Origin of the sequence: Streptomyces canus (genome assembly GCF_030816965.1) — a bacterium.
Lineage (GTDB): Bacteria > Actinomycetota > Actinomycetes > Streptomycetales > Streptomycetaceae > Streptomyces > Streptomyces canus_E.
In genome coordinates this window covers 1,921,467-1,945,905 of record NZ_JAUSYQ010000002.1, presented here as the reverse complement: position 1 = coordinate 1,945,905, position 24,439 = coordinate 1,921,467, and the positions used below count along the sequence as shown (strand labels likewise).

At 70.6% G+C, this 24,439-nt stretch carries 22 protein-coding genes and 1 pseudogene; 16 read left to right on the top strand and 7 right to left on the bottom strand.

All coding sequences use genetic code 11. The features are described 5' to 3' along the window. Positions 1-13: 13 nt before the first annotated feature. Positions 14-379 (bottom strand): DUF1844 domain-containing protein, encoded by a 366-nt coding sequence (locus tag QF027_RS09990; RefSeq protein ID WP_307074017.1) that lies wholly within the window; start codon positions 377-379, stop codon positions 14-16. A gap of 333 nt (positions 380-712) precedes the next feature. On the opposite strand from QF027_RS09990, the pseudogene infC reads away from it, so the two are divergent. The 10 genes and pseudogenes from infC (at position 713) to QF027_RS09940 (ending at position 11,481) form a co-directional block, all read left to right on the top strand. Beyond that, positions 713-1,409 (top strand): annotated as a pseudogene (gene infC, locus QF027_RS09985) (translation initiation factor IF-3). A gap of 110 nt (positions 1,410-1,519) precedes the next feature. After that, positions 1,520-1,714, top strand: a complete 195-nt coding sequence (gene rpmI, locus QF027_RS09980) for a 50S ribosomal protein L35 (RefSeq protein ID WP_057614273.1) — start codon at positions 1,520-1,522, stop codon at positions 1,712-1,714. Positions 1,715-1,815: 101 nt separating this feature from the next. Then, positions 1,816-2,199: a 50S ribosomal protein L20 gene (gene rplT, locus QF027_RS09975; protein ID WP_020132316.1), complete on the top strand. Its 384-nt coding sequence runs from the start codon at positions 1,816-1,818 to the stop codon at positions 2,197-2,199. A 97-nt stretch (positions 2,200-2,296) separates the two neighbouring features. Further along, positions 2,297-3,142 (top strand): TrmH family RNA methyltransferase, encoded by an 846-nt coding sequence (locus tag QF027_RS09970; RefSeq protein WP_307074015.1) that lies wholly within the window; start codon positions 2,297-2,299, stop codon positions 3,140-3,142. A gap of 48 nt (positions 3,143-3,190) precedes the next feature. Next, the gene (locus tag QF027_RS09965) at positions 3,191-4,309 is read left to right on the top strand and encodes a sensor histidine kinase (protein ID WP_306984048.1); all 1,119 of its coding nucleotides are present in this window, start codon (positions 3,191-3,193) and stop codon (positions 4,307-4,309) included. Between the two features lie 151 nt (positions 4,310-4,460). After that, complete coding sequence (gene pheS / locus QF027_RS09960; RefSeq protein ID WP_307074013.1) at positions 4,461-5,582, top strand: phenylalanine--tRNA ligase subunit alpha; 1,122 nt, start codon at positions 4,461-4,463, stop codon at positions 5,580-5,582. Beyond that, positions 5,582-8,092, top strand: coding sequence for a phenylalanine--tRNA ligase subunit beta (gene pheT, locus QF027_RS09955; RefSeq protein ID WP_307074011.1), 2,511 nt, complete (start codon positions 5,582-5,584; stop codon positions 8,090-8,092). The genes pheS and pheT overlap by 1 nt, the downstream gene beginning before the upstream one ends. Positions 8,093-8,238: 146 nt before the next feature. Further along, positions 8,239-9,321: a PP2C family protein-serine/threonine phosphatase gene (locus QF027_RS09950; RefSeq protein WP_373432411.1), complete on the top strand. Its 1,083-nt coding sequence runs from the start codon at positions 8,239-8,241 to the stop codon at positions 9,319-9,321. A gap of 205 nt (positions 9,322-9,526) precedes the next feature. Next, the gene (locus tag QF027_RS09945) at positions 9,527-10,867 is read left to right on the top strand and encodes a transcriptional regulator (RefSeq protein ID WP_306984057.1); all 1,341 of its coding nucleotides are present in this window, start codon (positions 9,527-9,529) and stop codon (positions 10,865-10,867) included. A gap of 74 nt (positions 10,868-10,941) precedes the next feature. Beyond that, positions 10,942-11,481 carry an NUDIX hydrolase gene (locus QF027_RS09940; protein WP_306984059.1) on the top strand — a complete coding sequence of 180 codons (540 nt, stop codon included), beginning with the start codon at positions 10,942-10,944 and terminating at the stop codon, positions 11,479-11,481. Between the two features lie 122 nt (positions 11,482-11,603). On the opposite strand, the gene QF027_RS09935 is transcribed toward QF027_RS09940, so the two are convergent. Together QF027_RS09935 and QF027_RS09930 are read right to left on the bottom strand one after the other, a co-directional pair. Beyond that, on the bottom strand, positions 11,604-11,861 hold the full coding sequence (locus QF027_RS09935; protein ID WP_057614266.1) for a hypothetical protein: 258 nt from the start codon (positions 11,859-11,861) through the stop codon (positions 11,604-11,606). A 210-nt stretch (positions 11,862-12,071) separates the two neighbouring features. Beyond that, entirely contained in the window at positions 12,072-12,971 is a 900-nt protein-coding gene (locus tag QF027_RS09930; RefSeq protein ID WP_306984062.1) for a 3-hydroxybutyryl-CoA dehydrogenase, read from the bottom strand. A gap of 158 nt (positions 12,972-13,129) precedes the next feature. Between QF027_RS09930 and QF027_RS09925 the strand changes: the two genes are divergently transcribed. Further along, complete coding sequence (locus QF027_RS09925) at positions 13,130-14,395, top strand: glycoside hydrolase family 10 protein (RefSeq protein ID WP_307074007.1); 1,266 nt, start codon at positions 13,130-13,132, stop codon at positions 14,393-14,395. On the opposite strand, the gene QF027_RS09920 is transcribed toward QF027_RS09925, so the two are convergent. Both QF027_RS09920 and QF027_RS09915 read right to left on the bottom strand, forming a co-directional pair. Beyond that, positions 14,364-14,564: a DUF1918 domain-containing protein gene (locus tag QF027_RS09920; protein ID WP_307074004.1), complete on the bottom strand. Its 201-nt coding sequence runs from the start codon at positions 14,562-14,564 to the stop codon at positions 14,364-14,366. The two genes, QF027_RS09925 and QF027_RS09920, sit on opposite strands and share 32 nt — an antisense overlap. A gap of 93 nt (positions 14,565-14,657) precedes the next feature. Next, positions 14,658-15,569 carry a DMT family transporter gene (locus QF027_RS09915; protein WP_307074003.1) on the bottom strand — a complete coding sequence of 304 codons (912 nt, stop codon included), beginning with the start codon at positions 15,567-15,569 and terminating at the stop codon, positions 14,658-14,660. Here QF027_RS09915 and QF027_RS09910 point away from each other — a divergent pair. The 3 genes from QF027_RS09910 to QF027_RS09900 all read left to right on the top strand — a co-directional run bounded on the left by QF027_RS09910 (position 15,568) and on the right by QF027_RS09900 (position 18,156). Continuing rightward, on the top strand, positions 15,568-17,031 hold the full coding sequence (locus QF027_RS09910) for an aminotransferase-like domain-containing protein (RefSeq protein WP_306984068.1): 1,464 nt from the start codon (positions 15,568-15,570) through the stop codon (positions 17,029-17,031). The two genes, QF027_RS09915 and QF027_RS09910, sit on opposite strands and share 2 nt — an antisense overlap. 17 nt (positions 17,032-17,048) lie before the next feature. Further along, positions 17,049-17,489, top strand: coding sequence for a GNAT family N-acetyltransferase (locus QF027_RS09905; protein ID WP_307074000.1), 441 nt, complete (start codon positions 17,049-17,051; stop codon positions 17,487-17,489). A 73-nt stretch (positions 17,490-17,562) separates the two neighbouring features. Continuing rightward, complete coding sequence (locus tag QF027_RS09900; protein WP_306984073.1) at positions 17,563-18,156, top strand: histidine phosphatase family protein; 594 nt, start codon at positions 17,563-17,565, stop codon at positions 18,154-18,156. On the opposite strand, the gene QF027_RS09895 is transcribed toward QF027_RS09900, so the two are convergent. Beyond that, positions 18,138-18,581 carry a DUF6314 family protein gene (locus tag QF027_RS09895; protein ID WP_307073998.1) on the bottom strand — a complete coding sequence of 148 codons (444 nt, stop codon included), beginning with the start codon at positions 18,579-18,581 and terminating at the stop codon, positions 18,138-18,140. The two genes, QF027_RS09900 and QF027_RS09895, sit on opposite strands and share 19 nt — an antisense overlap. 138 nt (positions 18,582-18,719) lie before the next feature. Here QF027_RS09895 and QF027_RS09890 point away from each other — a divergent pair, with 138 nt between their 5' ends. Further along, positions 18,720-21,197, top strand: a complete 2,478-nt coding sequence (locus tag QF027_RS09890; protein ID WP_307073996.1) for an alpha-L-arabinofuranosidase C-terminal domain-containing protein — start codon at positions 18,720-18,722, stop codon at positions 21,195-21,197. Here QF027_RS09890 and QF027_RS09885 read toward each other — a convergent pair. Continuing rightward, a complete protein-coding gene (locus QF027_RS09885) occupies positions 21,184-21,621 on the bottom strand; it encodes a carboxymuconolactone decarboxylase family protein (protein ID WP_031056191.1) in 438 nt (145 codons plus the stop codon). The genes QF027_RS09890 and QF027_RS09885 overlap by 14 nt on opposite strands. A gap of 183 nt (positions 21,622-21,804) precedes the next feature. On the opposite strand from QF027_RS09885, the gene QF027_RS09880 reads away from it, so the two are divergent. Further along, on the top strand, positions 21,805-24,387 hold the full coding sequence (locus QF027_RS09880; protein WP_307073994.1) for a YfhO family protein: 2,583 nt from the start codon (positions 21,805-21,807) through the stop codon (positions 24,385-24,387). Positions 24,388-24,439: the final 52 nt, after the last annotated feature.

Here is a 24,439-nt window from a genome sequence, read left to right as displayed (position 1 = left end):
TAGTGCCCCGGCATCAGCCGTAGACCGGGCCCGTGTACTTCTCGCCCGGGCCCTGACCCGGCTCGTCCGGGACGAGGGAAGCCTCGCGGAAGGCCAGCTGGAGGGACTTCAGGCCGTCGCGGAGCGGGGCCGCGTGGAAGGAGCTGATCTCGGTCGCGCTCGCGTCCAGAAGGCCGGCCAGGGCCGCCACCAGCTTGCGGGCCTCGTCCAGGTCCTTGTACTTGTCGCCCTCCTCGGTCAAGCCGAGCTTCACCGCGGCGGCGCTCATCAGGTTGACGGCGACCGTCACGATCACCTCGACGGCGGGGACCTCGGCGATGTCGCGGGTCATGTCGTCGAAGTCGGGAGAGCCGGCAGACGCGGGAGGGGTGTCACTCATGGCCCCCACGATAGAGCCCGGCGCACGGCGGTTCGCACCACCCCCGGGTTGCTGCTAACCTTGTGTAACGACCGGCTGGACATTCGCGTGTCCGGCCCACAAGTGGAGGCTCCGATCTCCCACCCGGCCGTCCCCTGGGACGGCGGGTCACCCCGGTCAGGCGGCCACCATCGTTCCGTACGGACGATGGAGTCGCCCGAAAGTGCGCCCCGCGTCATCGCGGCGGTGCTCCGGCAGTGTTGGAGCCCCGTCTGTGATCCGCCGGGGCATTTTTTGTTCCTCGGTGCGGTTAGGTCTGACAAAAAGACATACGCGGCTGTCCGCCAGACCGCCGTGTGGTGCTAACCGAGGAGGATCCATCAGCGCCGAGCCCCGCATCAACGACCGGATTCGCGTTCCCGAGGTGCGACTTGTCGGTCCCAGTGGCGAGCAGGTGGGCATCGTCCCCCTGGCCAAGGCACTGGAGCTTGCGCAGGAGTACGACCTGGACCTGGTCGAGGTCGCGGCGAACGCCCGTCCGCCCGTGTGCAAGCTCATGGACTACGGGAAGTTCAAGTACGAGTCGGCCATGAAGGCCCGTGAGGCGCGCAAGAACCAGGCGCACACGGTCATCAAGGAGATGAAGCTCCGGCCGAAGATCGACCCGCACGACTATGACACCAAGAAGGGTCACGTCGTCCGGTTCCTCAAGCAGGGCGACAAGGTCAAGATCACGATCATGTTCCGTGGTCGCGAGCAGTCCCGGCCCGAGCTGGGCTACCGACTGCTGCAGCGTCTCGCGGAGGACGTCCAGGACCTCGGCTTCATCGAGTCGAACCCGAAGCAGGACGGCCGAAACATGATCATGGTTCTCGGTCCGCACAAGAAGAAGACCGAGGCGATGGCCGAGGCCCGCCAGGCGCAGGAAGCCCGCAAGGCAGACGCGAAGGCCAACCCCGGCAAGTCGCAGAACGCCGCGGAGGGCGACCACGTCGAGGACGAGGCCGAGGTCGAGGCCGAGGCCCCGGCAGAGGCTTCCGCCGAGGCGTGACCCCGGGGGACGCGAGTCCCCAGGACACAAACCGATACAAGAGCGACGCTCACCGTGCCCGGTTTCAGGACCGGGCACCGGAGCGCCACCGACGAGGAGAGAACGGCGCTATGCCGAAGAACAAGACGCACAGCGGTTCCAGCAAGCGCTTCAAGATCACCGGCTCCGGCAAGGTGCTCCGCGAGCGCGCCGGCAAGCGCCACTACCTCGAGCACAAGACGTCGCGCCTGACGCGTCGCCTCACCGGCAACGCCGAGATGGCCCCGGGCGACGCCAAGAAGATCAAGAAGCTTCTCGGCAAGTGACGTACGCGGCGCCTTCACCGAGCGCCGTACGTCTGGACCGGGACCCCATCGATACCGGGCCGTGTGAGTCCAACCACGGCCCCGCTACAAGGAGTTAACAAGTGGCACGCGTCAAGCGGGCAGTCAACGCCCACAAGAAGCGCCGGGCGATCCTCGAGGCGGCCTCCGGCTACCGCGGTCAGCGTTCGCGCCTGTACCGCAAGGCCAAGGAGCAGGTCACCCACTCGCTGGTCTACAACTACAACGACCGCAAGAAGCGCAAGGGCGACTTCCGGCGGCTGTGGATCCAGCGCATCAACGCCGCTGCCCGCGCCAACGGCATCACGTACAACCGCTTCATCCAGGGTCTGAACGCGGCGAACATCGAGGTCGACCGCAAGATCCTGGCCGAGCTGGCCGTCAACGACGCGACGGCGTTCGCCGCGCTCGTCGAGGTCGCGCAGAAGGCTCTGCCGGCGGACGTGAACGCGCCGAAGGCCGCGTGACGCTGCGCCGGCCCTAGGCCGACGTGACTGTGTGGACCCGCAGGCAGTGATGCCTGCGGGTCCGCTGTTTCCCGGAACACATCCAAAGGTGAAGAGCATGCCCCCCGTCACCCCCGAGCTGATCTCCCCCCGTTCCCCCCGGGTCTCCGCCGCGCGGCGGCTGGCCAAGCGGAACTTCCGGGGGAAGGAGCGGCTGTTCCTGGCCGAGGGGCCGCAGGCGGTGCGGGAGGCCTCCGGGCATGGACTGGTGGAGCTGTTCGCCACCGTGGAGGCGGCGGAACGGTACGCCGACATCATCGCAGCGGCCCGGGCCGTCGGAGCCCGTGTGCACCTCGCCGCCGAGGACGTCATCGCCGACATCTCGACGACCGTCACCCCGCAGGGCCTCGTCGGGATCTGCCGGTTCCTCGACACCCCCTTCGAGGAGATCCTCGCCGCCCGGCCCCGACTCGTCGCGGTGCTCGCGAACGTGCGGGACCCCGGGAACGCCGGCACCGTGCTGCGGTGCGCCGACGCGGCCGGTGCCGAGGCCGTCGTACTGACCGACGCGTCCGTCGATCTCTACAACCCCAAGGCCGTACGGGCCTCCGTGGGCTCCCTCTTCCACCTGCCCGTCGCCGTCGGTGTGCCCGTGGAGGAGGCCGTCGAGGGTCTCCGGCGGGCCGGTGTGCGGATCCTCGCCGCCGACGGGGCCGGGACGGACGACCTCGACGCCGAGCTCGACCAGGGCACCATGGGCGGGCCGACCGCCTGGGTGTTCGGCAACGAGGCCTGGGGGCTTCCGGAGGAGACCCGCGCACTCGCGGACGCCGTGGTGCGCGTTCCGATCCACGGGAAGGCCGAGAGCCTGAACCTCGCCACCGCGGCCGCCGTATGTCTCTATGCGTCAGCCCGTGCACAGCGCGCCCCCGGAGGGTGCCGCTCCGTCACCGAGAACCAGTAGGGTGACCAGCTCGGGGGCCCTGCGCCGTCGGAGAGGTGGGGTACGGGGATGAGTGTCGGCACGAGGAGCGCCCAGGACGTGTCCGGAGCCTGTGCCGGTGGTGCCGCCGAGCTCGGCATCGATCCCGACCAGCTGCCCGACGGTCTCGTCGTCGCGGACGAGCAGGGCCGCGTGATCTGCTTCAACGCAGCCGCGGCCCGGATCACCGCCCTCCCCGCCGAGGACGCCCTCGGACAGCGGCTGGAGAAGGCCCTCCCGTTAGAGGACCTCGAGGGACGGCGCTGGTGGCAGCTGACCGATCCGTACGGCGGCCTCGCCATCCGCAGGCGGCAGCCCGAACGGAATCTGCTGCTGCCGGGCGGCCGTGAGGTCCTCGTCTCCGCGCAGTACGTGCGCACCCGGCCGACCGGGCCCGTCCACCGTGTCGTCGTCGCCCTCCGGGACACCGAGGCCCGCCGCCGCACCGAGCGCAGCCACGCCGAGCTGATCGCCACCGTGGCCCACGAACTCAGGTCCCCGCTCACCTCCGTCAAGGGCTTCACCGCGACCCTCCTCGCCAAGTGGGAGAGGTTCACCGACGACCAGAAACGGCTGATGCTGGAGACCGTCGACGCCGACGCCGACCGGGTCACCCGGCTCATCGCCGAGCTCCTCGACATCTCCCGCATCGACTCCGGGCGCCTGGAGGTCAGGCGCCAGCCCGTCGACATCGGCGCCGCCGTCGGACGCCACATCCAGGCCTACGTCGCCGCGGGCCTCGCCGCCGACCGGTTCCTGCTCCGCCTCGAGCAGCCGCTGCCCGCCCTGTGGGCCGACCCCGACAAGATCGACCAGGTGCTCAGCAACCTGCTGGAAAATGCGGTGCGCCACGGCGAGGGAACCGTCACGATTGACATCACGCCCACGGAGTCGCCCCGCGAAGGGGAGGACACCGGCACGTCGGTCACGGTGAGCGACGAGGGTCCCGGCATCCCGGAGGAGTCCATGAACCGCGTCTTCACCCGCTTCTGGCGGGGCAGCAAGCGCGGTGGCACCGGCCTCGGGCTCTACATCGTCAAGGGCATCGTCGAAGCCCACGGCGGCACCATCACGGTCGGCCGCGCCCCCCAGGGCGGCGCCGAGTTCCGATTTACGTTGCCCGTGAGCGCTCCGGCCTACCTGACCTGAGACCGGCCTGAGCAGCCCGCGGGCGTATCCGTACACCTCCACCCCGTTAGACTCGGCCCTTGGCACCCATGTGTCCCATGGACGGCCCTCTGACCTCTGAGTGAGTCGGTGACGGGGACCTTCAGCCAGCCAATCGGAAGCACGGGAAGAGATGTCGGCACCGAACAAGTCGTACGACCCTGTAGAGGTCGAGGCCCTGAAACCGGAAGAGATCGAGCGCATGCGGGACGAGGCGCTCGCCGCCTTCGCCGCAGCGAGCTCCCTCGACGCGCTCCAGGAGGCCAAGGTCGCCCACACCGGGGGCACCTCCCCGCTGGCCCTCGCCAACCGCGAGATCGGCGCCCTGCCCCCGCACGCCAAGGCCGCCGCAGGCAAGCTCGTCGGCCAGGCCCGGGGCGCGGTGAACAAGGCCCTCGCCGGCCGTCAGGCCGAGCTGGAGGCCGAGCGCGACCAGCGCGTGCTGGTCGAGGAGGCGGTGGACGTCACGCTGCCGTACGACCGCGTACCGGCCGGCGCCCGCCACCCGCTCACCACGCTCTCCGAGCGCATCGAGGACGTCTTCGTGGCCATGGGCTACGAGGTCGCCGAGGGCCCGCAGGTCGAGGCCGAGTGGTTCAACTTCGACGCGCTCAACATCGGCCCGGACCACCCGGCCCGCGGCGAGCAGGACACCTTCTTCGTCGAGGGCCCCCAGGGCGGCACCGAGTCCGGTGTCGTGCTGCGCACCCACACCTCGCCCGTGCAGATCCGCTCGCTGCTCAGCCGTGAGCTGCCGGTGTACGTGATCTGCCCCGGTGTCGTCTACCGCACCGACGAGCTGGACGCCACGCACACCCCCGTCTTCCGCCAGGTCGAACTGCTGGCCGTCGACGAGGGCCTGACCATGGCCGACCTCAAGGGCACCATGGACCACATGGTCCAGGCCCTGTTCGGCGAGGGCATGAAGACCCGGCTGCGCCCGAACTTCTTCCCCTTCACCGAGCCGTCCGCCGAGATGGACATGGTGTGCTACGTCTGCCGCGGCGAGTCCGTCGGCAACCCCGACCGCCCCTGCCGCACCTGCTCCTCGGAGGGCTGGATCGAGCTGGGCGGCTGCGGAATGGTCAACCCCAAGGTGCTGACCGCCTGTGGCGTCGACCCGCAGAAGTACAGCGGCTTCGCCTTCGGGTTCGGCATCGAGCGGATGCTGATGTTCCGCCACAACGTCGAGGACATGCGAGACATGGTCGAGGGTGACGTCCGGTTCACCCGGCCGTTCGGGATGGAGATCTGATGCGGGTCCCGCTTTCTTGGCTGCGGGAGTACGTCGACCTGCCGGCGACCGAAACCGGCCGTGACGTCCAGGCCAAGCTCGTTTCCGCAGGGCTCGAGGTCGAGACCGTCGAGCACCTCGGCGCCGACCTCAAGGGCCCCCTGGTCGTCGGCCAGGTGCTGACCATCGAGGAGCTGGAGGGCTTCAAGAAGCCGATCCGCTTCTGCACGGTCGACGTCGGTCAGGCCAACGGCACGGGCGAGCCGCAGGAGATCGTCTGCGGCGCCCGGAACTTCGTCGTCGGCGACAAGGTCGTGGTCGTGCTCCCGGGTGCCACGCTGCCCGGCGGTTTCTCGATCTCGGCCCGCAAGACCTACGGCAAGACCTCCCACGGCATGATCTGCTCCGGCGACGAGCTGGGCATGGGCGACGACGGCAGCCACGGCATCATCGTGCTGCCGCCGGAGACCGAGGTCGGCAAGGACGCCATCGAGCTCCTGGAGCTGGTCGACGAGGTCCTGGACATCGCCGTCACCGCCAACCGCGGCGACTGCCTGTCCATCCGGGGCGTGGCCCGCGAGGCCGCGATCGCCTACGGTCTGCCGCTGCGCGACCCGGCCCTGCTCGACGTCCCGGGCCCGAACGCCTTCGGCTACCCGGTGCAGGTCTCCGACCCGTTCGGCTGCGACCGCTTCACGGCCCGTACGGTGACCGGTCTCAGCCCCGAGGCGCGCTCCCCGCTCTGGCTCCAGCGCCGTCTGCAGAAGGTCGGCATGCGCCCGATCTCGCTCGCCGTCGACGTCACCAACTACGTGATGATGGAGCTCGGCCAGCCGCTGCACGCCTACGACCGCACGCTGGTCCAGGGCACCATCGGCGTCCGCCGGGCCGCGGAGGGCGAGCAGATCAAGACCCTCGACGGCGTCGAGCGGAAGCTGCACGCCGAGGACCTGGTGATCACCGACGACCGTGGCCCCATCGGCCTCGCCGGCGTCATGGGCGGCGCCAACACGGAGATCGCGGACCACGCCGAGGGCGAAGGCACCACCGACGTGGTCATCGAGGCTGCCCACTTCGACGCGGTCTCCATCGCGCGTACGGCCCGGCGCCACAAGCTGTCCTCCGAGGCGTCCCGGCGCTTCGAGCGCGGCGTCGACCCGCAGGCCGCCGCCGCTGCCGCGCAGCGCACGGTCGACCTGCTGGTGCTGCTCGCGGGCGGCACCGCCGAGGCCGGTGTCACCGAGGTCGTCGCCCCGTCGGCCCCGCACACGATCAGCGTCCCGGCGAACCACCCGGACAAGGTCGCGGGTGTCTCCTACGGCCGCGAGACCGTCGTACGCCGTCTCCAGGAGGTCGGCTGCGACGTGTACGGGCAGGACGAGCTGATCGTCACGGTGCCGTCCTGGCGTCCCGACCTCCAGGAGATCAACGACCTGGCCGAAGAGGTCATCCGGCTGGAGGGCTACGAGAACCTGCCCTCCACGCTGCCCAGGCCGCCGGCCGGCCGTGGCCTGACCCACCGCCAGCGGCTGCACCGCCGGGCCGGGCGGGCGCTGGCGGGTGCCGGGTACGTCGAGGCGCCGAACTACCCCTTCGTCTCCGAGCAGGTCTTCGACCAGCTGGGCCTGGAGGCCGGCGACCCGGCTCGCCGTGTCGTCAGGCTGACCAACCCGCTGAACGACGAGGAGCCCGCACTGCGTACGTCGCTGCTGCCGGGGCTGCTCGGTGCCCTGCGGCGCAACGACGGGCGGGGTTCGCACGATCTGGCGCTGTTCGAGACCGGGCTGGTCTTCCTGCCGCGCTCGGAGCAGCGCGTCGCCGCGGTGCTGCCGGTGGACCGGCGTCCCACGGACGCGGAGATCGCCGAACTGGACGCCGCGCTGCCGGAACAGCCGCGGCACGTGGCCGTGGTGCTCGCCGGTGCGCGGGAGCAGGCCGGCTGGTGGGGCAAGGGCCGTCCGGCCGACTGGGCCGACGCGGTCGAGGCCGGGCGCCTGGTCGCGCGTGAGGCAGGCGCCGAGCTGGTCGTGCGGGGCGGTCAGTACGGGCCGTGGCACCCGGGCCGCTGTGCCGAGTTCGTGGTCGTCGTGGACGGGGCCGAGACGGTCGTCGGTCACGCCGGTGAGCTGCATCCGCGGGTGGTGAAGGCGTTCGGGCTGCCGACGCGCACCTCCGCGATGGAGCTGGACCTGGATGTCCTCGAGGCGGTCGGCGACGACACCCCGCAGGCGCCGGCCATCTCCACGTTCCCGGTGGCCACCCAGGATGTCGCCCTGGTCGTCGACAAGTTCGTGCCGCACGCCGAGGTCGAGACCGCGCTGCGTGAGGGCGCGGGTGAACTCCTCGAAGGGATCCGGCTGTTCGACGTGTACGAGAACGAGGAGCAGCTGGGGGACGGCAAGAAGTCCCTGGCCTATGCGCTGCGATTCCGTGCGGGGGATCGGACCCTGACCGTGGACGAGGCTTCCGCGGCCCGGGACGCGGCGGTCGCCCTCGCCGGGGAGCGTACGGGGGCTGTGCTCCGAGGTTGAGCGTGCGGGGAGTGCGGTCACCTCACTCGATAGGGTGAGTCCCCCCAGTGATCTGGCCCTTTTGGCCCATGTGGTCGACAGAATCGGACCGGCCTTTCGAGGTCGGTCCGATTGCGTGTGCAGGGCCTAGTTGGGGGGCCATCGGCATGAAGTGCTTGAGGGCTGCGGTGCCTCGTGTCGGGCGTGCCGTTCGCCTCGCCGTCCGCAGAGGTCACCGGAAGTCGCGCCGTGTGCTGACGTTCGGGCTGCCCACGGTGTGGGGCGCCGCCGCGATCACGTACAAGCTGACCTGCCCGCTCGCGCAGCAGAACGGCCTGGGCGCGCGGGTCGCCAGCAGCGCCGTGTTCTTCGCGGTGGGCACCGGACTGATCGTCCATGTCCGGCGCGCCCTGCTGCGGGAGCTCAGACAGGCCCGCCAGGTCGCGGGCGCCGCCCAGAGAGCGCTGCTGCGCCCGTTGCCCCCGCGCATCGGCGGGCTCACCGTGGCCGCGGCCCAGATGTCCGCCGACCGGGGCGCCACCATCGGCGGCGACCTGTACGAGGCCGTCGCCACGGAACACGGTGTACGGGTCGTCATGGGCGATGTCCGCGGCCACGGCCTCGCCGCCATCGGTACGGCCGCCGCGGTCCTCGGCAGCTTTCGTGAGGCCGTCCACGACGAGCCCGAACTCGCCGGGGTGCTGCGCAGACTGGACCGTGCGTTCGCCCGGCACCTGAGGGAGCGCACCGAACGTGACGGTACGGCCGCCGAGGAGTTCGTCACCGTACTGCTGCTCGAGATCGGTGGGGACGGTGAGCTGCGCGCACTGAACTGCGGTCATCCTTGGCCGTACTTGCTCAGTGGATCAAGGGTCGAATCACTTTCCTCTGCGGACCCCCTGCCACCCCTCGGCCCGTTCCCGCTGCCCTGCGACTTGTCGGGACTCCACCGCGGCCATCTGCTGCCGGACGAAACCCTGGTCCTGCACACGGACGGTGCCGAGGACGCCAGGGATGCTCATGGCCGGTTCTTTTCTTTGCCGGAGGTACTTCGTGAAGCATCGCGGAGCGCACCCAACGGTGTACTAGGTGCTGTTTTCGACTCCCTACGGCACCACACGGGCGGTACCCCAACGGACGACGTCGCCCTACTGGTGCTGAGAAACGAACGGCAACACCCGTCTACCTCAGGGGCGCGGGGAACCGCGCCACCAGCCACGATGCACCCGCAGCCGACAACGCACCTCTAGCGGCACGGTTCAGCCCACGGCCGGGCCACCGCACTGTACGAGGGGGAGCAGGCGGCCCGGCCGGCCTCTTACGAGGTATTTCAGTCAACCGGGTGGAAACTCTCCGCGACAGTGCGCACACCCTGCGGATTCGAGCACTCCGTTCACACCCCGTGTGAAGACGAACCCACTAATCTGTCGGCACCGAGCCACCCGGGGGGCACAGATGCAGCCCAACACTCTGCTCGACGCGATCCTCGACGAAGCCGGGATCTCGCACGCCGGGCTTGCCGCACATGTGAATCAGGCCGGGAGGGCACGCGGCCTCGCGCTCAGGTACGAACACACCGCCGTGGCGCGGTGGTTGAAGGGCCAGCGCCCGCGCGGTCAGGTGCCCGACCTGATCTGCGAGGTGCTCGCGGGCCGGCTCCAACGTCCCGTCACCCTCGACGACATCGGCCTCGGCGTGCCCGGCGAACCCTCGGCCCCGCACGGCACCTCGCTGTCCGGTTTCGTCGAGCGGGCCACCGCGCTGTGGCGCTCCGACGAACAGCAGCGCCCGCACATCCTGGGCGCCCCCGCGGTCACCGGCACGCCGGCCGTCATGCCCGTGTGGGAGTGGGAGAACCCGCCCGAGGACGTCGACGTCTCCCGAGGCGGCCGGCACCGGGTCACCCACTCCGACATCGCGATGCTCCGCGCGGCCCGCACCCACTACGAGCAGATGTACCGCAAGGCCGGCGGCATAGCGACCCGCACCCGGATCGTCGGCTTCCTCAACGCCGAGGCCGCCCCGCTGCTGCGCGGCAGCTACACCGACGAGACGGGCCGCCAACTGCACCGCGCCACCGGCGGGTTGGTCGCCGTCGCCGGGATCTGCGCCTACGACTCCGATGCCCACGGCCTCGCCCAGCGCTACTTCCACCAGGCCCTCAGGCTCGCCAAGGCCAGCGGCGACCGCGGACTCGGCGCGTATGTCATCGCGCTGCTGGTCAACCAGGCCCTGTTCATGCGGGAGTACCGCCAGGCCGTCGCCTTCGCGGAGGCCGCGCTGCGGGCCGCCGGCAAGCACATCACCCCGGCGCTCGCCTGTGATCTCTACGCGATGCAGGCCAAGGCGTACGCCCACCTCGGCGACGGTACGACCGCGCTGTCCTGCATCCGGCGGGCCGAGCAGGCCGCCGAACGCATCCGGCGGGGTTACGAGCCCGATGAGACCGGCTATGTCCAGCCGGGCCTCGTCAACGTCCAGGTGGCGGAGGCGCTCCTCAGCCTCGGCGAGCTCGCGGCGGCGGCCGCTCACGCCGCGGCCGCCGTCGACAACCCGGCCCATGACCGGGGCCGGGTGCACCGCCTCGCCATGCTCAGCACGATCGAACTGCGTCAGGGCAACGCCGACAAGGCGGTGGCCACCGCCGTACAGATGGCGGAACAGGCGCGGGGAATGGAGTCCCAGCGGCTGCGCGACAGACTCAGAGCGGTCCGCGAGCACCTGGTCCGCAGCGGCTGCGCGGGCACCGCCGAGGCAGCCGAACTGATCGACGGCGCACTGCGCGTACCGCTGTAGGAGGGCACGCGTACGCCGACAGCCACAGTCCCTGCTGCGATATTGCCACTTACTCGACGGAAGGTGGCAGAACTGTGCAGTGGACGAAACAGAACGAACAAACTGTGTATGAAAATCGCTGGTTCAGCGTCAATCTGGCCGATGTCGAGTTGCCGGACGGTCGGCATCTCGACCACTTCCTGATACGACTGCGGCCCGTCGCCGTCGCCACGGTGGTGAACGAGGCCAACGAGGTCCTCCTGCTGTGGCGTCACCGTTTCATCACCGACAGCTGGGGTTGGGAACTCGCCGCGGGTGTGGTCGAGGACGGCGAGGACATCGCCGTCGCGGCCGCCAGGGAACTCGAGGAAGAGACCGGCTGGCGACCGGGCCCGCTCCAGCACCTCATGAGCGTGGAGCCCTCCAACGGGCTCACCGACGCCCGGCACCACATCTACTGGGCCGACGAGGGCGAGTACGTCGGGCACCCCGTGGACGACTTCGAGTCGGACCGCCGGGAATGGGTCCCCCTGAAGCTCGTTCCCGACATGGTCGCCCGTGGGGAGGTCCCGGCCGCCAACATGGCGGCCGCGTTACTCCTGTTGCACCATCTGAGGCTCGGTCAGGACACTTAGGGCCTGTCCGGCGGATCATCCCGGCGTCGCGGGCTCGGCTCGGCCGGTCCGCACTGCTTTCAGCCGGCCTGATCCGCCGGACAGACCCTGGCCCTGATCCCCCACCCGAGCGTCCCGAAGCCTCAGTGACCGAGGGCCTGCCAGATCGCCACGACGAGCGCGCCCACGGCGGTGATCGCCGCAACCGCGGGAAGCGGCCAGCGGGCGTGCTCCAGGGCGATGATCCGTGCGCTCAGATCGTCGATCTCCTTGTCCGTCTCCTCCGTACGGTGACTGAGCAGTGCGAGGCCTCCCTCGACGCGGGCGTACGCGACATCGAGGCGGCGTCGTAACTCTGCGAGTTCTCCATGGATCACGGGATGCTCCGGTTCGGCGGTCACTGGTCCGCTCCTTTCCGTAGTCGTCACATCCCTTGCATGCGCATGAAGAGTCAACTCGCCTGGTGGGCGCGTGGGGAGAGTGTGCGACGGGCATATGCGGGCCCGGCGCGCACACGGTGTGTGAATGCCACGGGCCCGGCACTCGGAAGAGTGCCGGGCCCGCGTTCGTAGCACTGTGTCATCAGCACCCTGGAACGGACAGGGTGCGGGTCAGTCGTAGGTGTAGAAGCCGGAGCCGGACTTCCGGCCGAGCCGGCCGGCGTCGACCATGCGCTGGAGCAGCGGGGGAGCGGCGTACAGCGGCTCCTTGTACTCCTCGTACATCGAGAAGGCCACCGAGGCGACGGTGTCCAGGCCGATCAGGTCGGACAGCTTCAGCGGGCCCATCGGGTGGGCGCAGCCCAGCTCCATGCCGTTGTCGATGTCCTCGCGGCTCGCGATGCCCGACTCGAACATCCGGATCGCGGACAGGAGATACGGGATCAGCAGCGCGTTGACCACGAAGCCGGAGCGGTCCTGGGCGCGGATCGCGTGCTTGCCGAGCAGCTTCTCGGCGAACTGCTGGGCGCGGGCCAGCGTGCCCTCCGACGTCGTGAGCGCCGGGATCAGCTCGACGAGCTTCTGCACCGGGGCCGGGTTGAAGAAGTGGATGCCGACGACCTGGTCGGGCCGCGAGGTGGCGACCGCCAGCCTCACCAGCGGGATGGACGAGGTGTTGGAGGCCAGGATCGCGTCCGGGCGGGTCACCACCTGGTCGAGCACCTGGAAGATCTCGGTCTTGACCTGCTCGTTCTCCACGACGGCCTCGATGACCAGGTCGCGGTCGGCGAACTCGCCGAGGTCGGTGGTGAAGCTCAGACGTGCCTGCGTCGCCGCCAGCTCGTCTTCCGTGATCTTGCCCCGTTCGGCGGCCTTGGTCAGGGAGTTGAACAGCCGGGTGCGGCCGATCTCCAGGGCCTCGCCGGTGGTCTCGGCGACCTTCACGTCCAGGCCGGCGCGGGCGCACACCTCGGCGATGCCCGCCCCCATCTGGCCGCAGCCCACCACTCCGACGCGCGCGATGTCTCCCGCCGGGAAGTCCGTCACTTCGTCCCTTTCGCTGATCTTCACCTGGTGGCAGGTCGGCCGTTGTCCGGTTCCTGCTCCGTTCGTGCACGTTACTCTCAAGTATCGATGATCGATCGCCGGGGTCCGTCATCCGTCGGGCATTCTGGGGCGCGGAGACGATCCGTGACCGAGCGGATCCATGGTGTTGGGGGAGTGTGCACATGGGGCGTCTGTCGCGCCGGGCCTTCGCGTTGGCTGCGCTGTCGACCATGACCTCGGCCTCGGCCTCGGGAGCGGCGGCGGCACCGCGGCATCCGAGGCGGGCGGCGACCGGGATGCGGGGCGTGTGGCTCGCCACCGTGTCCAACCGGGACTGGCCGTCCAAGCCGGGGCTGACCGCCGCACAGCAGCGCGCGGAGCTGATCGCCCACCTCGACCGGGCGGCGGCGGACCGCCTGAACGCGGTGATGTTCCAGGTACGGCCCACCGCCGACGCCCTGTGGCCCTCGCCGTACGAGCCCTGGTCGCAGTACCTCACCGGGACCCAGGGCGAGAACCCCGGCTGGGACCCGCTCGGCACGGCCGTGGCCGAGGCGCACCGGCGGGGCCTGCAACTGCACGCCTGGTTCAACCCGTACCGCATCGCCAACCACGCGGACCCGACCCGGCTGGTCGCCTCCCACCCCGCCCGCCGGCACCCGGACTGGGTGGTGACGTACGGCGGGAAGCTCTACTACAACCCCGGGCTGCCCGAGGTCCGCGCCTTCGTCCAGGACGCGATCCTCGACGCGCTGCACAGGTACCCGGTGGACGCGGTCCACTTCGACGACTACTTCTACCCGTACCCGGTGGCCGGCCAGACCTTCGACGACGACGCGGCCTACGACGCGTACGGCGGCGCCTTCCCGAACCGGGCCGACTGGCGGCGGGACAACATCGACAAGCTGGTCCTGGAGACCGCGGCCCGCATCAAACGGATCCGGCCCACCGCACAGTTCGGCATCAGCCCCTTCGGGGTGTGGCGCAACGCCGCCACCGACCCGCTCGGCTCGGACACACGCGCGGGGGTGCAGTCGTACGACGACAACTTCGCGGACACCCGCAAGTGGGTGCGCGAGGGCTGGATCGACTACCTCGTGCCGCAGCTCTACTGGAACATCGGCTTCGCCGCCGCCGACTACGCGAAACTGGTGCCCTGGTGGGCGAAGCAGGCGCAGGGGAGCAGGACCAAGCTGTACCTGGGCGAGGCCCTCTACAAGGCGGGGGACCCGGCGCAGCCCGCGGCCTGGCAGGACCCCGCGGAACTGTCCCGGCACCTCACGCTCGCGCGCGACTGCAAGCAGGTGCGCGGGCATGTCTTCTTCGCCGCGCGGGAGCTCGCCTCGGACCCGATCGGGGCGATGGCGCGGGTGGTCGCCGACCACTACCAGGCGCCGGCGGCTCCCCCGCGCCGTGTCACCGGCCGGTCTGCTGGAACCGGTGCCTGATCTCGGTGTCGGGGCCGGGTGAGCACACGCCCTCGTGCCCGTCCTCGAAGCGGACGCGGTACGGGGGGTTGCCCTCCTGACCCAGCACTTCGACGATCTCGCCGACCTTGTCCTGCTGTCCGACCACCCTGCCGTGCTGGACAAGCTGGTCGCCCACGGTTGCACGCATCGTCTGGGTCTCCTCACCAAGTGCGGGAGCAGCGGTCCGTGGCCCCGATTTTACGGCGCGGGAGCCCGATTGAGACCGGCGCGTGCGCGCCGCTCAGCCCCGCGCCCGCTGGGTGACGGCGATGCACACGAGCACCGCCGCGGCCGTCAGCGGGGCGGCCACCGTCAGGTGCTCGCCGAGCAGCAGCACCGACCACACCAGTGTGAGCAGGGGCTGGGCCAACTGCAACTGGCTGGCCTTGGGGATCCCGATCGCCGCCATGCCCCGGTACCAGACGACCAGGCCGAGGAACTGCGAGCCCGCCGCCACCCACAGCAGCCCGGCGACGCTGTGCACGGTGAGGTGCACCGGTTCGTACGACAGCGCGAGCGCCGCCGCCGGCACGCCGATCGGCAGGCACAGCACCAGCGCCCAGGCGATGACCTGCCAGCCGGGCATCACCCGGGCCAGCCGGCCGCCCTCGGTGTAGCCGGCGGCGCACACCAGGAGCGCGGCGAAGAGATACAGGTCGGCGGTGGTCAGGGCGCCCCCGCTCTGCTGCACCGTGAAGGCGACCACCGCGGCCGCGCCCGCGAGGGCGGCCGTCCAGAAGGTGCGCGAGGGGCGGGTGCCCATGCGCAGGGCCGACAGCAGCGCGGTCGTCAGGGGCAGCAGACCCACCACGACGGCGGCGTGCGCGGTGGTGGACGTCTGCAGGGCGAGCGTGGTCAGCAGCGGGAAGCCGACCACCACCCCGAGGGCGACGACCGCGAGTCCCGGCCGGTCACGGCGGCTCGGCATCGGGACCCGCAGCGCCGACAGACAGCCCGCGGCGATGAGGGCCGCGAGGACGCTGCGCACGGCGACGAGGGACCAGGGCCCGAAGCCCTCAAGACCCCACGCCGTGGCGGGGAAGGTGAGGGAGAAGGCGGCGACGCCGAGGGCGGCCTGGAGGGTGCCGAAGCTCTTGGTGGGAGCGGGGACCGCTATCCCGGTCGATGCGATAGCGCTACTCTGTACTCTCATGCAAGAGCGTAGCAGCGTCACCGACCTCGCAAAACAGCTGCGGCAAGAGCTTGACCGATACTCTCCTGGTGGAAAGCTCCCATCGAGCCGGGCCCTGGTCGACCGGTTCAGAGTCAGCCCGGTGACCGTCTCGCGTGCCCTCGCCCAGCTCGCCGCCGAGGGGCTTGTGGTCACCCGGCCGGGCGCGGGTGCCTACCGGGCGGCGGCGCGTACTTCCGCCGCTCCGGCCGGGGACACCTCCTGGCAGGAGGTCGCGCTCAGCGCGGACGGCGCCGCAGACCTCGTACCGCGCTCGGTGGACGCGTCCGGTGTCCTGGTCTCGCTGGCCGCCCCGCCGCCCGGAGTGGTCGAGTTCAACGGCGGCTATCTGCACCCCTCCCTGCAGCCGGAGCGCGCCATGTCCGCGGCCCTGGCGCGCGCCGGCCGCCGACCCGGAGCCTGGGGCCGACCGCCGACGGAGGGTCTGCCGGAACTGCGCGAGTGGTTCGCGCGGAACATCGGCGGTGCCGTCACGGCAGCGGAGGTGCTGATCACCGCGGGCGGCCAGTCGGCGCTCACGACGGCGTTGCGCGCGCTGGCCCCGCCCGGCGCACCCGTGCTCGTCGAGTCGCCCACCTATCCCGGCATGCTGGCGATCGCGCGCTCCGCCGGCCTTCGCCCCGTCCCCGTCCCGGTGGACGCGGACGGTGTGAAACCGGCCCTGCTCGCCGACGCCTTCCGGGCGACCGGCGCCCGGGTGTTCGTCTGCCAGCCGCTGTTCCAGAACCCGACCGGCGCTGTGCTGGCCCCCGAGCGCCGGGGCGAGGTGCTGCGCATCGCCCGCGAGGCCGGGGCCTTCGTCGTCGAGGACGATTTCGTACGACGGCTCGTGCACGAGGACGCCGGCCCGCTGCCGCGACCGCTGGCCGCCGACGATCCCGACGGGGTCGTCGTCCATGTCGGCTCCCTGACCAAGGCGACCTCGCCCAGCTTCCGGGTGAGCGCGCTCGCCGCTCGCGGCCCGGTGCTGGAGCGGCTCCGCGCGATCCAGATCGTCGACACCTTCTTCGTCCCCCGCCCGCTCCAGGAAGCGGCCCTGGAACTCGTCGGCTCCCCGGCCTGGCCCCGTCATCTGCGCACGATCTCGGCGGAGTTGAAGGCCCGCCGGGACGCCATGACCGCCACCCTCCGCCTCGAACTGCCCGAACTCGCCCTGCCGCACATCCCGTCGGGCGGCTACCACCTCTGGCTGCGCCTCCCGGACGGCACGGACGAGGCCGCCCTGACCACCGCGGCCCTGCGCGCGGGCGTCGCGATCACCCCCGGCCGCCCGTACTTCAGCGCGGAACCCCCGGCGGGCCATGTGAGGCTGAGCTTCGCGGCCGTGGCCGGGGTGGGGGAGATCGCGGAAGGGGTACGGCGCCTCCGCACGGCCTGTGACGAGGTGCTCCCGGCGAAAAACGCTCGACTCCGCCGTCCGTGACTGCCAACGTCACGTCCATGACCGACACCCCACCCCTCGCCGAGGGCTACGAGATCTCCACCGACCCCGACCGCATCGACGCCGGGCGGGTGCACCACTGGCTGTCGACCGACGCGTACTGGGCGATCGGCCGGCCGCGGGAGAAGCAGGACCGGGCGATCGCCGGGTCGCTCAACTTCGGCGTGTACGCGATGGAATCGGGGGATCAGGTGGCTTATGCCCGCGTGATCACCGACCTGGCCAGTTTCGCCTGGCTGTGCGACGTGTACGTGGACCGGTCCGTGCGGGGCGAGGGGATCGGTACGGCGTTGGTCGGTGCCGTGCGCGAGCACCTGCGGCCCTACGGCCTCAAACGCATTCTGCTCGCCACCCACGACGCCCACGGGGTGTACGAGAAGCTCGGCTTCGCGCCGCTCGCGAAGCCGGATCACTGGATGGCGCTCGTCTTCGGGCAGTGAGCCCCGGCGCACCCTGGATAACTCCCCGGTAACGCCTCTTGACCTGCGCACTTTCACAGCTCACGATCGCCGCATGCAACTACGGGTCACGTTCGTCGCCGCCGCGCGCAGCTCCTCACTGCTCGCGGAGCGGTTCGAGGACGACCGTCCGCTCGACCAGGCCGGCTGGGACGAGGTGCTGGGCGTGGCGCACGACCTGCTGCCGCTCGCGGCGGCCGAGTTGCGGTACTGCTCGCCCACTCCGCGCAGCCGTGCCACCGGGGACGCCCTCGGTTACTCCCCGCTGGTCCAACTCGCTCTGCGCGACTGCGACATGGGGCGCTGGCGCGGGCTGACCCTCGGCGAGGCGATGGCCCGCGAGCCGGAGTCCGTGGACGCCTGGCTCGCCGACCCGCGGGCGACCCCGCACGGCGGCGAGTCACTGCTCGACTTCATCACCCGCGTCGGCGGCTGGCTCGACACCCGGCCCGTCGGCGACGGCGGCCGTATCGTCGCCGTCGCCGAACCGGCCGTGATCCGCGCAGCCCTGGTCTACGCGCTGAAGGCCCCGCCGTCGACCTACTGGAACATCGACGTACGTCCGCTGTCGGCGACCACCGTGACCGGCAGGGCCGGCCGGTGGAATCTCCGTTTCGAGGGCGCCCCGGCTCAGCCCTCGCGCGTGTAGTCGGTCGTCAGGACCAGGTCCTTCGCCGGGCCGCCGACCCGCCACACCGTGCGCCAGTGGTCCACGTCCAGGACGCTGAAGTCGCCGCGGTAGAGGTCCGCCGCGCAGGGGTGGTCGGCGACATGGTGGCCGGACGTCAGGTCCAGGTCGTGGAAGGGGCGCCCGTCGGAGAAGCGGACGTCGGCCGTGCCCGGAGTCCTGCCCGGCAGGAAGCGGAGTGTGCGTTCCGCGGGGCGCGGGACGCCCTGCCAGACGAAGATGCCCGACTCCTGGGACACCAGTCCACCGGCTTCCACTCGGCCGAAAGCGGTCGTACCGGAGAACTCCCCTTCGTCTCCGTCGGCCAGATCCCGCACGGTTCGCTCGGTCCGCCAGTCCCCGGCCAGATACGTCAGCACATCCGTCACTGGCCAGAACTCGCTCATCCGTCCCTCACTTCCGACACTTTCGGTCTCGCGCGACCCGTTGACGCTCTCTTACACCCTCCCTATCTTGCCGTTCGAAGTGCTGATCATCGTTTGGTATTTCGAACGTCACTTTCGACAGAGAGCCGCGGAGTATTCATGTCACGCACCCGCTGGAGACTCGGTCTCGGCGCCACCGCCTTCCTGGTGGCCGCCGGTCTGGTCCCCGCCCCCGCCCATGCCGAGGACGTCACCGACTACGCGATCACCGTCGACCCGGCCGCCCGGGGCGCGAAGATCGACGACACGATGTACGGCGTCTTCTTCGAGGACATCAACCGGGCCGCCGACGGCGGTCTGTACGCCGAACTCGTGCAGAACCGGTCCTTCGAGTACTCCACCGCCGACAACTCCTCGTACACCCCGCTGACCTCGTGGACGGTCTCCGGCGCCGGCCAGGTGGTGAACGACGACGGACGGCTGGGCGAGCGCAACCGCAACTACCTCTTGCTGGGCGCCGGTTCGTCCGTCACCAACGCCGGATACAACACCGGCATCCACGTGGACGAGGGCAAGAAGTACGACTTCTCGGTGTGGGCCCGCGCAGAGGCCGGTACGGCTCTCGCGGTCTCCTTGCAGGACGCCGACGGGGCACTCGCCACCGCGCGCCAGGTGGCCGTGACGAAGAGCGGCTGGGCCCAGTACAAGGCAACCTTCACCGCGACCCGGACCAGCTCCGACGGCCGCCTCACCGTGGCCTCCTCCGCCGCGGCCGCCCTCGACATGGTGTCCCTCTTCCCGCGCGACACCTACCGCGGTGAACCCAACGGGCTGCGCAAGGACCTCGCCGAGAAGATCGCCGCCCTGCACCCGGGCTTCGTGCGCTTCCCCGGCGGCTGCCTGGTGAACACGGGGTCCATGGAGGACTACAGCACGGCCTCCGGCTGGCAGCGCAAGCGCTCGTACCAGTGGAAGGACACCATCGGCCCGGTCGAGCAGCGCGCGACCAACGCCAACTTCTGGGGCTACAACCAGAGTTACGGCCTCGGCTACTACGAGTACTTCCGCCTCTCCGAGGACATCGGCGCCATGCCGCTGCCCGTGGTCCCCGCGCTGGTGACCGGCTGCGGTCAGAACAAGGCCGTCGTCGACGAGGCACTGCTCAAGCGGCACATCCAGGACACCCTCGACCTCATCGAGTTCGCCAACGGCCCGGCGAGCTCCACGTGGGGCAAGGCGCGGGCGAAGATGGGCCACGCCAAGCCCTTCCACCTCACCCACATCGAGGTCGGCAACGAGGAGAACCTGCCGAACGAGTTCTTCGCCCGGTTCAAGGAGTTCCGCGCCGCCATCCAGGCGAAGTACCCGGACATCCAGGTGATCTCCAACTCCGGCCCGGACGACTCCGGTACGACCTTCGACACGGCCTGGCAGCTCAACAAGGACGCCAAGGTCGACATGGTCGACGAGCACTACTACAACAGCCCGCAGTGGTTCCTGCAGAACAACGACCGCTACGACTCCTACGACCACAGCGGCCCGAAGGTCTTCCTCGGCGAGTACGCCTCCCAGGGCAACACCTTCATGAACGCCCTGACCGAGGCGGCGTTCATGACGGGCCTGGAGCGCAACGCCGACGTCGTCAAACTCGCCTCCTACGCCCCGCTGTTCGCCAACGAGGACTACGTCCAGTGGCGCCCGGACCTGATCTGGTTCAACAACCACGCCTCCTGGAACTCCGCCAACTACGAGGTCCAGAAGCTGTTCATGACCAACGTCGGCGACCGCGTGGTGCCCTCGACGGCCACCGGAACGCCCTCACTGCTCGCCCCGATCACCGGAGCCGTGGGCCTTTCGACGTGGGCGACGACGGCGGCGTACGACGATGTGCGGGTCACCGGTGCCGACGGGAGCACCCTGCTCACCGACGACTTCAGCGGGGATGCCTCGCAGTGGACCCACACCGGTGGCGGCAGCTGGAGCGTCCAGGACGGGCAGTACGTACAGACGGACGTGAACGCAGAGAACACCATGGTCTCGGCCGGTGACCCGTCCTGGCACGACTACGACCTGAAGGCGAAGGCCACCAAGAAGGCCGGCAAGGAGGGCTTCCTCGTCGCCTTCGGCGTCAAGGACACCGGCAACTACTACTGGTGGAACATCGGCGGCTGGAACAACACCCAGAGCGCCGTCGAACAGGCCGTGGACGGCGGCAAGTCGACGCTGATCTCCAAGGCCGGATCGGTCGAGACCGGCCGTACCTACGACATCGACGTCAAGGTGCGCGGCCGTCAGGTGACCCTCTACCTCGACGGACAGGAGTGGGGCAGCTTCACCGACGACAAGCCGGCCGAGCCGTTCCGTCAGGTCGTCACCCACGACAAGAAGACCGGTGACCTGATCGTCAAGGTCGTCAACGCCCAGAACGCGGCCGCGCGTACGGCCATCGACCTGGGCGGCGCCAAGGTGGCCTCCAAGGCCCGGGTGACCACGCTCGCGGCCGGCCCGGACGCCGTGAACAGTGAGACGTCGACCGCGGTCGCCCCGGTGAAGTCCACCTTCGACGGGGTCGCCGGGAAGTTCTCGTACACCTTCCCGGCGAACTCGGTCACCTTCCTGAGGATCAGGCAGAGGTAGCCGACGGGTCGGCGGGCTGCTGTCCGACGGGCAGCAGCCCCCGCTCGCCGAACACCTTCTTCGCCACGGCCGTGGCGTTCAGGGCCCTGGGGAACCCGCAGTAGCCGGCCGACTGCAACAGTGCCTCGACGATCTGCTCGGGGGTGAGGCCCACGTTGAGGGCCGTGTTGATGTGCACCTCCAGCTGGGTCTCGCAGCCACCGAGCGCGGTGAGCATGCCCAGCGTGACCAACTGGCGGTCACGGGGCGCGAGTTGTGGTCGAGAGTAGATCTCGCCGAATCCCCAGGCGATGACCTGGTGGCCCATCTCCGGGCTGATGTCGGCGAGTGAGTCGACGACCAGCTGTCCCACCTCGGGATTGACGCTCCCCAGCATCTCCAGGCCGCGCGCGAAACGCTCCTCGCGGGTGGTGCTCTCGCTCATGTCGGCTCCCTCCGCCCGTACGTCCCCCTCGGCCGCCGTTGGCTTCCGGGTCGTACGGAGTTCACTTCACCGCCATCGGCGGTCGGACAACCAACCGTATGCACCCCTGGTCTAAATCGGCGTAGCAACAACGCACGGGGTGAACGCCCCGGACGGGGGCCTGAATTGACCAGTCAACAGGGTGTGCGACCGACCGTCCCGCCCGAACCGAAGACAGCGAACGACCGCACGGGGGAGCGGCCGCCGCCCGGACCGGGGCAGGCCGCTCTGCTGGCGGCGACCATCACCGCCGTCGTGCTCTGCGCGGCCGACGCCGTCGCGCGCAGCTACCCCTTCGGACCGCGCACCCGGAACGTCAACGACCTGGGAAACCAGTACGTGCCGTTCCACGCCCACCTGTGGGACCTGCTGCACGGGCGGGGCACCGGCGGGCTCCTGGTCAACTGGCAGTCGGGATTCGGCACCAGCTTCCTGCCCGACCTCGGCACCTACCTCACCAGCCCGTTCGCCCTGCTCGTGGCGGTGTTCCCGAGGGACGAGATCGATCTCGCGGTGTACGTGATCACCGTGCTGAAGATCGCGTGCGCCGGTGCCGCCATGGCCTGGCTGCTGCTGAGGCTGCGTCCCGGGCGCTGGTGGGCGGCCGGCCTGCTGGGCGCGTCCTACGCCCTGTGCGGATGGACCGTGGCGACCGCCTCGTACAACCTCATGTGGCTCGACGGGCTGATCGCCCTGCCGCTGCTGTGCCTGGTCGGCGAGTGGATCCTGAGCGGCAGGCGCCCGCTGGTCGGGGTGCTGGTCGTGACGGCCGCCTGGATCGCCAACTTCTACACCGCGTACATGGCCACCCTCGCCGCCGCTCTCGTGTTCCTGGTCCGGCTGTGGCTGGCCGACCTGCCCCGCCGACGCAGGCTCACCGCCGCGGGCCGGGCCGCCCTGACCTCCGCGCTGGGCATGGGCCTGGCCGCACCCCTGGTGACGGTCGTGTACTTCGGGAGCGCGCACGCCTCCGAGGGCCGGTTCACCCGGTTCGCTCCGGTGGGCGCGGACGACCTGCTGGCCCGGCTGCTGCCGACGACGTACAGCTTCGGCTCCCCGGCCCTCTTCGTCGGCACCACGGCCCTCCTGCTCGCCCTGGCCCTGCCCTTCCACCGCGCGGCACCCCGCCGGGTGCGCGCGGGGTGGACGCTGCTGGTGCTCGTCGTGACCCTGTCGATGCAGTGGGGCCCGACCCATCTGCTCTGGCACGCCTTCGCCGCGCCGCAGGGCAGTTCGTACCGGCAGACCTTCGTGGTGTGCGCGCTGCTGGTGATCGCCGCCTGGCACACGCTCTCCTACGGCCCCCTCGACCGGCGGGCCCTGGGCGCGGCGGCCGGACTGCTCGCGCTGATCGCGGTCGTCGCGAGCGGCAGTCAGCTGGTCCGTTCCTTCGCCTGGCCGGTTTTCGTGACGGCGTCGCTGGTCGCGCTGGCCGGGCTGATCCTGCTCGGCCGTGAGCGACCGGTACTGCGCATGGCCCCGGCGGCGCTCGCCGCCGTACTGCTCGTCGGAGCGCAGCTGGGCGAGGCCACCGCCACCGACGCCGTGGCCACCCGGATGCGGTTCGGGCACATGGACGACTACGCCCCCTGGGGCGCCCGGCAGCAGGACCAGGCCGACGCGGTCGCGCAGGCCGACGGCTGGCCCCGCTACCGCACCGACCCGGGCCGGGAACAGACCGTCGGCAACGACCCGCTGGAGGTCGGCGGGCAGGGCGCCCAGTACTACAGCAGCCACACCTCCGCCGTGCTCAGCAGCACGCTCACCGCCCTCGGCGGCGGCTGGACCTCCGGCGGCCGCAGCCTCCAGAGCCTGGACAACGCGGTGACGGACGTCCTCTTCTCCGTCGGCGCCCGGGTGCACTCCCCGCCGGACCCGCATCAGAACTGGTTCCCCCAGGACGGCACCGGGGAGACCGTGACCCGCGAGGACGTCCCGCCCCTGGTGACGGTACGGCCGTCCGCCGCGACCGGTGCCTTCGGGCCGTCGCCGTACCGCAACCAGGAGCTGCTGCTGGGCGCCCGCGTCTACACCCTGCCCCGCATCACCGTCCTCAACGGTGCCGGGAAGCGGCCGGACCGCAGTACCGACCGGCGGCAGGGGGTGCGCACAGGAGGGAAGGCGACGATCACCGCCAGGTGCGCCGCGGGGGACGAGGTCTACCTCTGGGCGCCGTACTTCGCGGGCACCGCACGGCTCGTCGGACCCTCGGCCCAGGGGCTGACCGGCCGGTTCCGGGCCGACTGGCGGCCCCTCACCAAGATCGCCGCCATGCAGCGGCTCGGCACGGTCCCGGACTCCGGGCGTCTCACGATCGAGCTGTCGCCGAACCGGATGGGCGTCGTGCCGGACCAGGCGGTCGGCTGCCTGGACACCGGCCGCCTGCACACCGCCGTACGACAGCTCAAGGCCACCGGCGCCACCGAGGTGACCGTCTCCGGCTCCGGCGGCACGATCCGGGCCCGGCTCCCTGCGGGCAGCAAGGGCGTCGCCGTCGTGGCCGCGCCCCGGATCGCCGGCTGGCGCTGCGCCGCCGGTGACGCGGCCGCCGTACCCGCGAAGGCGTACCACGGGCTGATCGCCGTGCCGCTCGACGGCACCTCGTCCAGTGTCACCTGCGGCTTCCGTCCGCCCGGTCTGCGGCTGGGGGCGGCGGTCGGAGGCGGTGCGCTGGTCGCTCTCGTCGGGTTCGGCGCGTTCGGGGCCCTGCGTCGGCGGAGGGCGTGAGTATGCATTCGGTTGCATAAACGTGCAGCGAAACGTATAGTCATGCCATCCA